General features: G+C 64.2%; 10 protein-coding genes and 1 pseudogene. 7 read left to right on the top strand and 4 right to left on the bottom strand.

Annotation, left to right across the window (positions count from 1 at the left end; genetic code table 11):
• Nucleotides 1–180, bottom strand: a pseudogene (locus ACFPFW_RS18230) (hypothetical protein); the annotation flags it as partial.
• 169 nt (nt 181–349) lie between these two features.
• Nucleotides 350–1174, bottom strand: a complete 825-nt coding sequence (locus tag ACFPFW_RS18225) for an IclR family transcriptional regulator (RefSeq protein ID WP_379771778.1) — start codon at nt 1172–1174, stop codon at nt 350–352.
• A 176-nt stretch (nt 1175–1350) separates the two neighbouring features.
• On the opposite strand from ACFPFW_RS18225, the gene gcl reads away from it, so the two are divergent.
• The 4 genes from gcl (at nt 1351) to ACFPFW_RS18205 (ending at nt 5986) form a co-directional block, all read left to right on the top strand.
• Complete coding sequence (gcl, locus tag ACFPFW_RS18220) at nt 1351–3120, top strand: glyoxylate carboligase (RefSeq protein WP_114958487.1); 1770 nt, start codon at nt 1351–1353, stop codon at nt 3118–3120.
• A 48-nt stretch (nt 3121–3168) separates the two neighbouring features.
• Entirely contained in the window at nt 3169–3936 is a 768-nt protein-coding gene (hyi, locus tag ACFPFW_RS18215; protein WP_114958488.1) for a hydroxypyruvate isomerase, read from the top strand.
• 43 nt (nt 3937–3979) lie between these two features.
• Nucleotides 3980–4864: a 2-hydroxy-3-oxopropionate reductase gene (locus ACFPFW_RS18210; protein ID WP_114958489.1), complete on the top strand. Its 885-nt coding sequence runs from the start codon at nt 3980–3982 to the stop codon at nt 4862–4864.
• 147 nt (nt 4865–5011) lie between these two features.
• The gene (locus ACFPFW_RS18205) at nt 5012–5986 is read left to right on the top strand and encodes a 2-dehydropantoate 2-reductase (RefSeq protein WP_114958490.1); all 975 of its coding nucleotides are present in this window, start codon (nt 5012–5014) and stop codon (nt 5984–5986) included.
• Between the two features lie 249 nt (nt 5987–6235).
• Here the strand turns inward: ACFPFW_RS18205 and ACFPFW_RS18200 are convergent, their stop codons facing one another.
• On the bottom strand, nt 6236–6646 hold the full coding sequence (locus ACFPFW_RS18200; RefSeq protein WP_114958491.1) for a hypothetical protein: 411 nt from the start codon (nt 6644–6646) through the stop codon (nt 6236–6238).
• A gap of 183 nt (nt 6647–6829) precedes the next feature.
• On the opposite strand from ACFPFW_RS18200, the gene ACFPFW_RS18195 reads away from it, so the two are divergent.
• Nucleotides 6830–8290, top strand: a complete 1461-nt coding sequence (locus tag ACFPFW_RS18195) for an OmpA family protein (protein WP_114958492.1) — start codon at nt 6830–6832, stop codon at nt 8288–8290.
• Nucleotides 8291–8429: 139 nt separating this feature from the next.
• The gene (locus ACFPFW_RS18190) at nt 8430–9005 is read left to right on the top strand and encodes an HPF/RaiA family ribosome-associated protein (RefSeq protein ID WP_114958493.1); all 576 of its coding nucleotides are present in this window, start codon (nt 8430–8432) and stop codon (nt 9003–9005) included.
• 204 nt (nt 9006–9209) lie between these two features.
• Here the strand turns inward: ACFPFW_RS18190 and ACFPFW_RS18185 are convergent, their stop codons facing one another.
• Entirely contained in the window at nt 9210–10475 is a 1266-nt protein-coding gene (locus tag ACFPFW_RS18185; RefSeq protein WP_114958494.1) for a Glu/Leu/Phe/Val family dehydrogenase, read from the bottom strand.
• A 209-nt stretch (nt 10476–10684) separates the two neighbouring features.
• Here ACFPFW_RS18185 and ACFPFW_RS18180 point away from each other — a divergent pair, with 209 nt between their 5' ends.
• Entirely contained in the window at nt 10685–11995 is a 1311-nt protein-coding gene (locus ACFPFW_RS18180) for a tetratricopeptide repeat protein (protein ID WP_162799787.1), read from the top strand.
• Nucleotides 11996–11998 lie beyond the last annotated feature (3 nt).

Here is an 11998-nt window from a genome sequence, read left to right as displayed (position 1 = left end):
CACGCCCTGAAGCATCCGCGCCATCTGGTCCGCGCCGCCGCCCGTCCCAGCCGGTACTATAAACTCAACCGTCTTCGTCGGCTCCCAGGCCAATGCGGCCGTCGTGCCGAGACCAAGACCGGCGGCAACGACAGCGGCGAAGCCGACGCGGCCCGCAATACGCCCGTGAATGGAATCCATCTTCGTTTCTCCCCTCATCCACGTCCGTCTTGTTGGTGCGTCTATGCGCGACGGATCATGAGAAATAGCCGGCCGATCGAGCGGCGGTCCATTGGTATCCAGTATACGTTCTACAAGACGCTTGCAATGCTTCTGATTAAGAAAGTTTTTACTGAGCGTTAACAGTCATTTACGGCTTCACCCCTGTATAAAGGGCAGTCAATTGCGCCGCCGCCTCCCTCACGCGCTCGCCGAGATCGTCCAATCTTTCGAGCGGAAGGCGGATGGTCGGAGCCGAGATCGACACCGCGCCGACCGGATTGGCGTATTCATTGAAGATCACTGCCGCCGCGCAGCGCATGCCGACAGCGTGCTCCTCGTCGTCGACGGCGAAGCCGCGCTGGGCGGTCCGCTGCAGATCGGCGCGAAGCCCCGCCATCTTAGTGTAGGTCCGGTCGGTGAACCGCTTGAGGTCCAGACTCTCGAGCCATTCGTCCTGCTTGCGCTCGGCTGATGCGGCAAGTAGCGCTTTGCCAGCGCCCGAAGCGTGGACCGGCATCCGCGCGCCGAGCCGGAAGAAGGCCCGGACCGGTTCGTGGCTCTCGACCTGGGCGACGCAGACGACTTCGCGGCCCTCCAGTAGTGACAGATTGACCGTCTCGTTCAGGCTGGCATTGAGCTGGCGCAGGATCGGAAGGCCGATCTCGGGGAGCTTTCGCGTCCTCAGATAGGACGAGCCCATCCGGAACAGGCCGACGCCGACCGACCAAAGACCGCTCTGGGCGTCGTGCTTCACGAGCTCCCGCTTCTCCAGCGTCGTCACCAGACGATGCAGCGTGGAGGTGGGCAGCGAAAGACGGCGCCCTACCTCACTCAGCGGCAAACCGTCGGCGCTGGCCAGCACGTCGAGGATCGAGATCGCCCGGTCGAGCGATTGCACTTCACCGCCGGGCTCGGAGCCTGCGGTCGGCGGTCGGCCGCGTTTCCTGGCCGGAACATCTGCTGAACCCATCATGTCCTCATTTCGCCCGGGTGCGGCCTTATCGACCGATTAGTTTGAAGCCCCAAGCCTCTTTTCATATTGCGGCGGCGTGCCAGTTATGGCACGGAACGCCACGAATGGGATCATTTCCCAAAATCATTTGATAATCTCGTTCGCCCCGATTGGCGAGCCTGTTCAAGGAGAATGCCATGGCCAAGATGCGTGCCGTCGATGCGGCTGTTCGGGTCCTGGAGAAGGAAGGCGTCAATTGCGCCTTCGGCGTTCCGGGCGCGGCCATCAACCCTCTCTATTCGGCGATGAAAGCGCGCGGCTCGATCCGCCACGTGCTCGCCCGCCACGTCGAGGGCGCCTCGCACATGGCGGAGGGCTATACCCGCGCCGTGCATGGCAATATCGGCGTCTGCATCGGAACGTCCGGCCCGGCCGGCACCGATATGATTACCGGCCTTTATTCGGCTCAGGCGGACTCGATCCCGATCCTCTGCATCACCGGCCAGGCGCCGCGCGCACGTCTCTACAAGGAAGACTTCCAGGCCGTCGACATCGAATCGATCGCCAAGCCTGTCACCAAATGGGCCGTCACCGTCCGCGAGCCGGCGCTCGTTCCGATGGTCTTCCAGCAGGCCTTCCACCTGATGCGCTCGGGCCGCCCGGGTCCGGTCCTGATCGACCTTCCCGTCGACGTGCAGACCGCCGAGATCGAGTTCGACGAGGATGCCTACGAGCCGCTGGCCGTCTATAAGCCGACGGCCTCGCGCAACCAGATCGACAAGGCGCTGGCGCTTCTGAACACATCCGAGAAGCCGCTGATCGTCTCCGGCGGCGGCGTCATCAATGCCGGTGCGTCCGACCTCCTCACCGAGTTCGCCGAGATCACCGGTATCCCGGTCATCCCGACCCTGATGGGCTGGGGCACGATCCCGGACGACCACAAGCTGATGGCCGGCATGTGCGGCCTGCAGACGTCGCACCGCTATGGCAATGCGACGATGTTGGCCTCCGACTTCGTGTTCGGCATCGGTAATCGCTGGGCCAACCGCCACACCGGTTCGGTAGAAGTTTACACCAAGGGCCGAAAGTTCGTTCACATCGACATCGAGCCGACCCAGATCGGCCGCGTGTTCGGCCCGGATCTCGGCATCGTCTCCGACGCAAAGGCCGCGCTCGAACTGCTCGTCGTGGCCGCCAAGGAATTGAAGGCCGCCGGCAAGCTGAAGGACCGCAGCGCCTGGGCCGCGGAGTGCCTCGACCGCAAGCGCCGCATGCAGCGCAAGACGCACTTCGACAACGTGCCGCTGAAGCCGCAGCGCGTTTACGAGGAAATGAACGAGGCGTTCGGCCGCGACACGACCTATGTCACGACGATCGGCCTTTCGCAGATCGCCGGCGCCCAGTTCCTCCGCGTCTACAATCCGCGCAACTGGATCAATTGCGGCCAGGCCGGCCCGCTCGGCTGGACGCTCCCGGCGGCTCTCGGCGTCCGCGCCGCCCGCCCGGAAGCCAACATCGTCGCGCTGTCGGGCGACTACGACTTCCAGTTCATGATCGAGGAGCTCGCGGTCGGCGCGCAGCACAAGCTGCCGTATCTGCATGTCGTCGTGAACAACTCCTATCTCGGCCTCATCCGTCAGGCGCAGCGCGGCTTCGAGATGGACTTCGAAGTGTCACTCGCCTTTGAGAACATCAACTTCGACGAGGCGGACGGCGGCCAGGCCGGCTACGGCGTCGACCACGTGGCGGTTGCCGAAGGCCTCGGCTGCAAGGCGGTCCGCGTGAAGTCGCCGAACGAGTTCCAGGACGCCTTCGCTCGTGCGAAAGAGTTGATGGACGAGCATCAGGTGCCGGTCGTGATCGAGTTCATCCTCGAGCGCGTCACCAACATCGCGATGGGCGTCGAAATCGACAAGATCAACGAGTTCGAGGAAATCCTCGACGTCGAGAGCGTTCCGGCCGAGTAATCGGCCGGAGCTATCCGCTCTTCAGACCATCATTGACGGAGGACGTCTGTGCCGAAATTCGCGGCTAATCTCACCATGCTCTTCAACGAAGTCGGCTTCCTCGACCGTTTCGAGGCGGCGGCCAAGGCGGGCTTCAAGGGCGTCGAATATCTCTTCCCCTATGATTTCCCGGCTGACGAGCTTGCCGCGAAACTGAAAGCCTACGGCCTCACCCAAGTCCTGCACAACCTGCCGGCCGGCGACTGGGCCGGCGGCGAGCGCGGCATCGCCGTGTTCCCGGACCGAGTGGAAGAGTTCAAGGCTGGCGTCGACAAGGCGATCGCCTATGCCAACACGCTCGGCTGCAAGCAGGTCAACTGCCTCGTTGGCATCCCGAAGGGGATCGACGCCGCGACCGCCCACAAGACGGTCGTCGCGAACCTGAAATACGCCGCTCCAAAGCTGAAGGCCGCCGGCATCAAGCTCCTGATCGAGGCGATCAACACCCGCGATATCCCGGGCTTCTTCCTGACCTCGACCAAGCAGGCGCTCGCGATCATCGAGGAAGTCGGTTCCGACAACGTCTTCGTCCAGTACGACATCTACCACATGCAGATCATGGAGGGTGACCTCGCCCGCACGATCGAGGCGAACCTCGCCAAGATCGCCCACATCCAGCTGGCCGACAATCCCGGCCGCAACGAACCGGGCACCGGCGAGATCAACTATCCTTTCCTCTACGACTTCATCGACCGGATCGGCTATCAGGGCTGGATCGGCGCTGAGTACAAACCGAAGACCGATACGGTCGCGGGCCTCGGCTGGCTGCCGAAGTAAGTCGCTCGCACCCGCTTCGAAACGACAATCCAGGGAGTTCGTAATGGCTAAGACACTCGGCTTTATCGGTCTCGGCATCATGGGCAAGCCCATGGCCGGCCACCTCATCGCTGCCGGGCACACTGTCCACCTCTACACGATCGAAGGCGTGCCGGAAGATCTCGTCGCGGCGGGCGGCAAGAAGGCCGGCAGCGCGGCCGAGGTCGCCCAAGCCGCCGACATCATCTTCACCATGGTGCCAGATACCCCGCACGTCGAGGCGGTCCTGTTTGGGGACAAGGGCGTGGCCGAGGGCTTCTCGGCCGGCAAGATCGTCGTCGACATGTCCTCGATCTCGCCGATCGAGACGAAGAAGTTCGCCAAGAAGATCGAAGAGCTCGGCGGCAAGTACATCGACGCCCCGGTTTCGGGTGGTGAGGTAGGCGCCAAGGCCGCCTCGCTGACGATCATGTGCGGCGGCGACCAGGCCATCTTCGACGAAGTGAAGCCGCTCTTCGAGAAGATGGGCAAGAACATCACGCTCGTCGGCGGCAATGGTGATGGCCAGACCACGAAGGTCGCCAACCAGATCATCGTCGCGCTCAACATCCAGGCCGTGGCCGAAGCCCTCGTCTTCGCCTCGAAGGCCGGCGCCAACCCGGCCAAGGTCCGGGAGGCGCTGATGGGCGGCTTCGCCAATTCGCGCATCCTCGAAGTGCATGGCGAGCGCATGGTGAAGCGCACGTTCAATCCGGGCTTCCGGATCGAGCTGCACCAGAAGGACCTGTCGCTCGCCCTGAACGGTGCGCGCAGCCTCGGCGTCGCGCTTCCGAACACGGCCAATGCCGCGCAGTTAATGAACGGTCTTGCCGCCAATGGCGGTGCTGCCCTCGACCACTCGGCGCTCATCAAGGCGATCGAGCTTCTGTCGGGTCACGAGATCGGCTGAAGGCCAAGGCTTTGCATCGCGGGCAGTTCCGAGCATCATGCCCACGACACCAAAAGTTTGGAGAGCGCCACGGCGCTCTCCCCGGTTGAAATTGGCGCCGGTCATGATGCGTGTTCCGCAGGAGGCCGGCCCGACGAGGAGGGGACAATGAAGATCTGCATCTACGGCGCGGGCGCAATCGGCGGCTATATGGGCGTTCAGCTCGCTCAGGCCGGCGCTGAAGTCAGCCTCGTCGCACGCGGCGCCCATCTCGAAGCGATGAAGAAGAACGGCCTGAAGCTGCTCATCGACGGCGAGGAACGCGTCCAACACCTCAACTGCACCGACGATCCGTCGGAACTCGGCCCGCAGGATTACGTCATCATCGCGCTCAAGGCCCATTCGGTGCCGAGCGTGGTCGACTCGATGCAGCCCCTTCTCGGTAACGACACCTCGGTCGTCACGGCCGTCAATGGCGTGCCCTACTGGTACTTCTACAAGTTCGGCGGCAATCTCGAAGGCCGTACGCTCGAGTCGATCGATCCGGGCGCCAAGCAGTGGCAGGCACTGCGTCCCGAGCGCGCGATCGGCTGCATCGTCTATCCGGCGACGGAAGTCGTCGAGCCGGGCGTCATCCAGCACGTCTACGGTGACAAATTCCCGATCGGCGAGCCTTCCGGTGAGACCACGCCGCGCATCGAGCGCCTCGCGGAAGTCATGAATGCTGGTGGCCTGCGCGCTCCGGTGATGCCGAACATCCGCGACGAGCTGTGGCTGAAGCTGTGGGGCAACCTCTGCTTCAACCCGATCAGCGCACTGACCCATGCGACGCTCGACATCATCGCGTCCGATCCGGCCACTCGCGCCGTCGCCAAGGCGATGATGCTCGAAGCCCAGGACATCGCGACCAAGCAGGGCGTCAGCTTCCGCGTCGATGTCGAGCGTCGCATCAATGGCGCGGGCGCGGTCGGCGCCCACAAGACCTCGATGCTGCAGGATCTGGAGCGCAGCCGCCCGATGGAGATCGAGCCGCTCGTCACGGTGGTCCAGGAAATGGGCCGCATGCTCGATGTGGCGACCCCGACTCTCGACGTCGTGCTCGCTCTCGTGAAGCAGCGCGCCAAGATGGCCGGCCTGAACTGACCAGATATTCGACTGACAATAATGGGGCGCCATGCGCCCCATTTTTATTTGGAACCATCCCCCCATCGCGGCATTAACGGCCTGAACGCAAGCTGCCGGAGCCGCTCTTTCTTCCACGAACTGCCAAATACTTAGTATGCCCGCTTTCTGAACAGATGTTCAGAAAACTATTTGTATTCATGTCCTTAAAACGACACAAAGCGGATAAGAACTGACGCCATCTTATGATCCGGACAACTTGAAATAGGTCTAGGGATGAAACCGATCCGAATTGTACTTCTTGCTGGCACCGTGATTTCTAGCGCCCTGCCCGTTGCGGCATGGGCGCTCGATGCAGCGAATGCGCCGGTTCTTCTCGCGCAGGCCCCGCCGCCGCCCGAAGCCGGCGCCCCCGCCGACGAGCAGCCCCCGCAGCGGCGCCCTCGGGGCGAGGGCCAGCAGCAGCAAAAGCAGCGCGACGGCAGCGAAGGTGGCCAGCGTCGCGCCCCCAGCAATGAAGGCGGAAGAGAGCAGCAGCGCCAGCGCCCCGAACGGCAGGGTGGCGGCGAACAGCAGCAGCGCCCCGAACGCCGTCAAGGTGGCGGCGAGCAGGGTCAACCGGATGGCAACCAGCGCCGCCAGCGTGAGCCGCAGCAGCAGGCTCCGGAAGCGCCGCCGCAAGCTCCGCGTGCGCCGCAGGTCCAGGAAGCTCCTCCAACTCCGCGCGCGCCGCAGATTCAGCAGGCGCCCGACCAGCAGCCCCGGCAGCGCCCCGATCGTCCGCGCCGCGAAGAGGGCCAGCAGCCGCGCGGCCAGGGCCGTCCCGACCAGCCTCAGCGTGGCCCGGAGCCGCCGGTTCCGCCCGTGCCGCCGCAGGCCACGCCTCCGGCCGCGACTCCGCCCGCGTCAGTGCCGCCTACGCCGCAACAGCAACAGCCGCGCGTCCAGCGCCCTGACGCGCCTCCCGCGCCGTCGACCGGGGTATCGCCCGGTGAGCCTCCGATCCCGCCCGGCATCCAGACACCCGGTCAGCGTGACAATCGCCGTCCCGAAGGTCGTCAGGGTGAAGGTCGTCGGGGTCCGGACGGACGCCCAGCACCTGATGGGCGTCCCGGCCCCGACGGCCGTGGCGGCCCCGGTCCGGACAGCCGCTTCGGCCCCGACGCCCAGCCCGGTCCCAATGGACGTCCGATCCCCGATGGACGTCCGGCACCAGACGGCCGCCTCGGTCCCGACGGACGCCCGATACCGGACGATCGTTCGGGTGCGGATGGCCGTCGTGGCCCGGACCCGCGGCTCGGTCCGGACACTCCCGGTCCGGTGCGCGAGCCCGGCCAGGAGTTCCGCGGAGGCGCCGAGCGCCAGGGCGGAGGCGAGTTCCGTCGCTTCGATCCCGAGCGCCGCGAGAGTCGTGACGACGATCGCCGCGACCGCCGCTTCGACCAGGAGTTCGGCCGCCGCGAGGAGCGGCAGGGCGATCGCCTGATTATCCGTGAAGGCGACGACCGCACGATCATCCGCGAAAACGGCCGCACCATCATCCGCCACGACGAGACGGAGCGTCTGCGCCGTCGCGCCGAGGACGTGCGTGTCGACCGCCGCGGCAACGAGATCGAAACGGTCATCCGGCGTCCCGGTGGCGTCGAGATCGTCACGATCCAGGACGATAACGGCCGCCTGCTTCGCCGCATCCGCCGCCAGGGCGGTCGCGATTATGTGCTCATCGACAACCGGCCGCGCCGTCCGGGGCTGAGCATCTATCTCGACCTGCCGCCGGTTCGCGTCGGCATTCCGCGCGAGGAGTACATCGTCGAGGCCGATCGTGCCGGTTACGACGATTACTACGAAGCGTTCGAGGCGCCTCCCGTGGAGGCGATCGACCGGCCCTACACCCTCGAAGAGGTTCGTCAGAACGTCCGGCTGCGCGACCGCGTTCGCTCGGTCGACGTCAACACGATCAACTTCGAGTTCGGCGAATTCACCGTACCGCCGGATCAGGTGCAGAAGCTGCAGGAACTGGCGCAGGCCCTCGGTGCGGTCATCGAGAAGAACCCGAACGAGGTGTTCCTCATCGAGGGCCATACCGACGCCGTTGGCTCGGACATCGACAATCTGTCGCTGTCGGACCGCCGCGCTGAAGAGATCGCCGCAATCCTGAGCGAGACCTACCAGATCCCGGCCGAGAATCTCGTGACCCAAGGCTACGGCGAGCAATATCTGCGCGTCGATACCGAAGGTCCGAGCGCGGAGAACCGCCGCGTGACGCTGCGCAACATCACGCCGCTGCTGAATGCCGAGCAACAGCAACAGCAGCAGCCGCAATAAGCGTCCGATCGATTTGAGAAAGGCCCGCCTGGTTCGTCCCGGCGGGCCTTTTTCGTTCGAACAACTCTTCGCGCCGGACGTTGCCCAAATGACATTTGGATGAAAAGCTGTGTGTCAGACAGCGTCGGGAGGGATGCCTATGCAGGTGCCGGTCGAGATCGCTTTCCACAACATCCAGAGCAGCCAATGGGCCGAAGAAGCCATCCGCGAACGGGTGGCCAAGCTCGAAACCATTTTCGATCGTATCGTCACCTGTCGGGTCCGCGTCGACCAGCGTGCCAAGAACGCGCTCTCGGTACCCCCGGTCATCCGTATCGAGATCGGCGTGCCCGGCCACAAGGATATCGTGGTCAGCCATGAGCCTGAACATCTCCAGCAGAAGTTCCAGACGCCTGATATTCGCGTTGCCATCAACGAGGCGTTCCGTATCGCCGAGCGCCAGCTCCTCGATTTCAAGGAACAGCTCAAGGGCCGCACCAAGGCGCCGCAGCGCGACATCGCCAACCAATTCCTCGGCCAGATCGCGGAAATGGACCCGGCGGGCGATTTCGGCTTTCTGCTGACGAAGGAGGGCGGCATGCTCTACTTCCACCGCAACAGCCTGCTCGCCGGCGATTTCGACCGGCTGAAGCGCGGCGATCAGGTCCATTACGTCGAGGATGTCGGCGATACCGGACCAATCGCGGTCAAGGTTCGCGTCAAGGCCATGGCCTGAAATGAAAGCGGGAGAGCCTTGGCTCTCCCGCTGAAATTTCTCCGGCGACGCAATACCTGACTGCCGGGCGTGCCCAGTACAGCAAGGGCTTTGCCAGACGGAGCGGCGCGATATCTCGTGGCCGCAGCCGAGAGCGGCGCACATCTGGTGGCATGCAGATGACGTTCCCGCGAAATGCGTCGCAAATTGCAAGGCGAGTTGCGGCTACGGGAAAAGGCCGCGCGTATTCTTGGCGTTGCGCACTCGTTCGACGCCGACCGACAAGGCCGCGTTGCGGTTCGAAATCCCCTTCCGCGCCGCGAGCCGCCTCACCTCGTCGAAGCCACGGTCCATGATCTGGTAGAGCCGCTCCAATACCTCGTCCTCGTTCCAGAACAACTGCTGCAGGTCCTGCACCCATTCGAAGTAGGAGACGATGACGCCGCCGGCATTGCAGAGAATGTCTGGGATGACGAAAACGTCCGGCCGCTGCGCGAGGATCGCATCCGCCTCCGGCGTCGTCGGGCCGTTGGCGGCCTCGGCCAGGATCCGGCACTTGATGAGACCCGCATTCTTGCCGGTGATCACCTGCTCAACCGCTGCCGGGACCAGGATATCGCAGGGCTGGATCAAGAGATCGTCCGGTGAGATCTCCGCCTGGTCGGCGAAGCCCTTGAGCACGCCGTGCTCGGCGACATATTCAGCCGCCTTCTCGACATCGAAGCCCTTCGGATCGTAGAGCGCTATCGTGCGATCGCTGATGCCGGTGATCGTCACCCCTTGCCGGTCGAGCGTCGTGGCGCTGACCGAACCGACATTGCCAAAGCCCTGAATGATCGCGGTCGCATGGCGAGGGTCCATCCCCATCTCGAGCATGGCCCGGCCGATCAGATGCGCCACGCCGTTACCGGTCGCGTCGCGCCGGCCGAGCGTGCCGCCGGTCGACACCGGCTTGCCGGTCACGATCTCGGTGACCGTGCGGCCCTGATACATGGAATAGGTGTCCATGAACCACGCCATCACCTGCTCGTTGGTGCCGAGATCCGGCGCCATCACGTCGGTATGCGGGCCGACAAAGGGGATCATCTCCTGCATGTAGCGGCGTGACAGGATTTCGAGCTCGCGGCGAGAGAGCAGTCGAGGATCGACTGCAATGCCGCCCTTGGCGCCGCCATAAGGGAGCCCCGCCAAAGCGCATTTCCAGCTCATCCAGACTGCCAGCGCCGCGACCTCGCCGATATCCACGTTCGGCGCGAACCGCGTCCCGCCCTTGGTCGGGCCGAGCGTCAGATGGTGCTGGACGCGATAGCCCTCGAAGACCGCGACCTGCCCGTCATCTCGGATGATCGGGCAAGTGACCACCATCGCGCGCTTGGGATAGAGCAGCCGCCCTCGCTCATGATCTGGGATTTCGAGGATGTCTGCCACGCTCTCGAACTGCTGACGTGCCATATCGAAAACCGGCCCGCCGAAAATGGACTGATGCGCCATTGGAAACCCTCTCCCACAGGTCCGGGATGCTAGCGCCGCGGAGATGGTGGCGAAAGGATCGCGGCCTGCCGGCGCACCAATTTGTAGGGACGACCGAACGGCGCCGATACGAGCCACGAATCAGGCCTGCGGAATGCACAAACCGGCATTATTGACAAGTCGTTAATACCCACTACCCTGAGATGCGGTATCTGCTCGTGGGGGGCGCGATGCGGACTGTGCCAGTCATCTGTTGCGTTTTGCTGGCGTCAGTCTCGTTCGCCTCGGCCCAGCAGCCGGCGAGCCCGCCAACCTATGCGGACGTCCTTCGTTCCCCAAACGACCTCAATCTGACGATCCTCTATGTCGACCATCTGATCCGCGCCGGCCGCCTCAACTCTGCCGCGGCACAACTGGAGCGTGTCCTGCTCGTTCAGCCCGAAGCCGACCAGGTTCGGCTCCTCTATGTCGCGGTGCTCTTCAGGCTCGACGATATGGTCGGCGCGAAACGGGAGGTCGAGGTCCTCAAACGGCGAAACCTTCCGGAAGGTCTCCTCGACGAACTCGCGAGCTACGACGAAGCCGTCGGGCAGCGCATGGATCCCACGCGGTTCGGCGCCACGATCGCGGTCGGCGGACGTTACGATTCCAACCGGAATTTCGATCCCGCTTCCTCGGACGGCCTTCTGTTCGGCGTTCCAGTCGACATGCCGGGCGATCCGGAGCCGGATGCGGCGGGCGTGGTCAGCGCGAGCGTTTACGGAGAGCACGATCTCGACAGCCAGACATTCCGGCGGATCTATTTCAGCGCCGATCTCGGGACGATCGAGCAGGCCGACCTGACCGAGTACACCCTCTCCTACGCGCGCATCCAGACCGGCTTCGATGTCGTTCTCGGCCGTTTCAACATCCAGACGACGGCGCGCGTAGGCGGCTATGCCCAGGAGCACGACATGTTCCAGCGCGAGGCCGGCGGCAATATCCGCGTCCTGACCGGCGTCAGCGACCGGCTGAAGGTGTTCTCGGACTTCGACGGCGTCATGCAATGGTACGACGAGACGGAACTAAGCCCCGGATCGGAGATGCGGACAGGCGAACGGCTGAAGTTCGGCGGCGGCTTCATCTTCGACGGCAGCGACAGGTTCCAGACGCTCTTCGCCGCCCGCTTCATGGACAAGGCGGCGGAGGTCGAGCAGTACGCCTATGACGGGCTAGAGCTGGAGGCCCGCGCCCAATATCTCCTGCCGAAGGGCCAGTTCGTCGCCGGGCGCGTGATCTACGCCAACTTCCAATTCGACGCCCCCGACCCGGTGTACTCGCCAACCATCACCCGTGAGGACGATTACCTCGCGGCCAAGGCCACATATGGCGTGCCGCTCGGAACCCTGGCGGGATGGGCCGGCGTGGATCTGCAACCCTTCGTGGGCCGGGTCGTGTTCCAGCCTTCCGTCGAATACGTCTTGCAGGACTCGAACATCCCGAATTTCGAATACGAAAACATCGGCGGCGAGATTCTTCTCGTCCAGCGGTTTGCCTTCTAGGAG

Origin of the sequence: Flaviflagellibacter deserti (genome assembly GCF_042652085.1) — a bacterium.
In the GTDB taxonomy this organism is placed as follows: domain Bacteria; phylum Pseudomonadota; class Alphaproteobacteria; order Rhizobiales; family Methylopilaceae; genus Flaviflagellibacter; species Flaviflagellibacter deserti.
Note: the sequence above shows the minus strand (reverse complement) of the source record. Positions and strands in the feature narration are given on the sequence as shown.

What these genes read in the sequence shown, in the direction of transcription:
- ACFPFW_RS18225 (WP_379771778.1), bottom strand. Translation starts at nt 1,174, where the DNA reads ATGATGGGTTCAGCAGATGTTCCGGCCAGGAAACGCGGCCGACCGCCG.
- gcl (WP_114958487.1), top strand. Translation starts at nt 1,351, where the DNA reads ATGGCCAAGATGCGTGCCGTCGATGCGGCTGTTCGGGTCCTGGAGAAG.
- ACFPFW_RS18210 (WP_114958489.1), top strand. Translation starts at nt 3,980, where the DNA reads ATGGCTAAGACACTCGGCTTTATCGGTCTCGGCATCATGGGCAAGCCC.
- ACFPFW_RS18205 (WP_114958490.1), top strand. Translation starts at nt 5,012, where the DNA reads ATGAAGATCTGCATCTACGGCGCGGGCGCAATCGGCGGCTATATGGGC.
- ACFPFW_RS18190 (WP_114958493.1), top strand. Translation starts at nt 8,430, where the DNA reads ATGCAGGTGCCGGTCGAGATCGCTTTCCACAACATCCAGAGCAGCCAA.
- ACFPFW_RS18185 (WP_114958494.1), bottom strand. Translation starts at nt 10,475, where the DNA reads ATGGCGCATCAGTCCATTTTCGGCGGGCCGGTTTTCGATATGGCACGT.
- ACFPFW_RS18180 (WP_162799787.1), top strand. Translation starts at nt 10,685, where the DNA reads ATGCGGACTGTGCCAGTCATCTGTTGCGTTTTGCTGGCGTCAGTCTCG.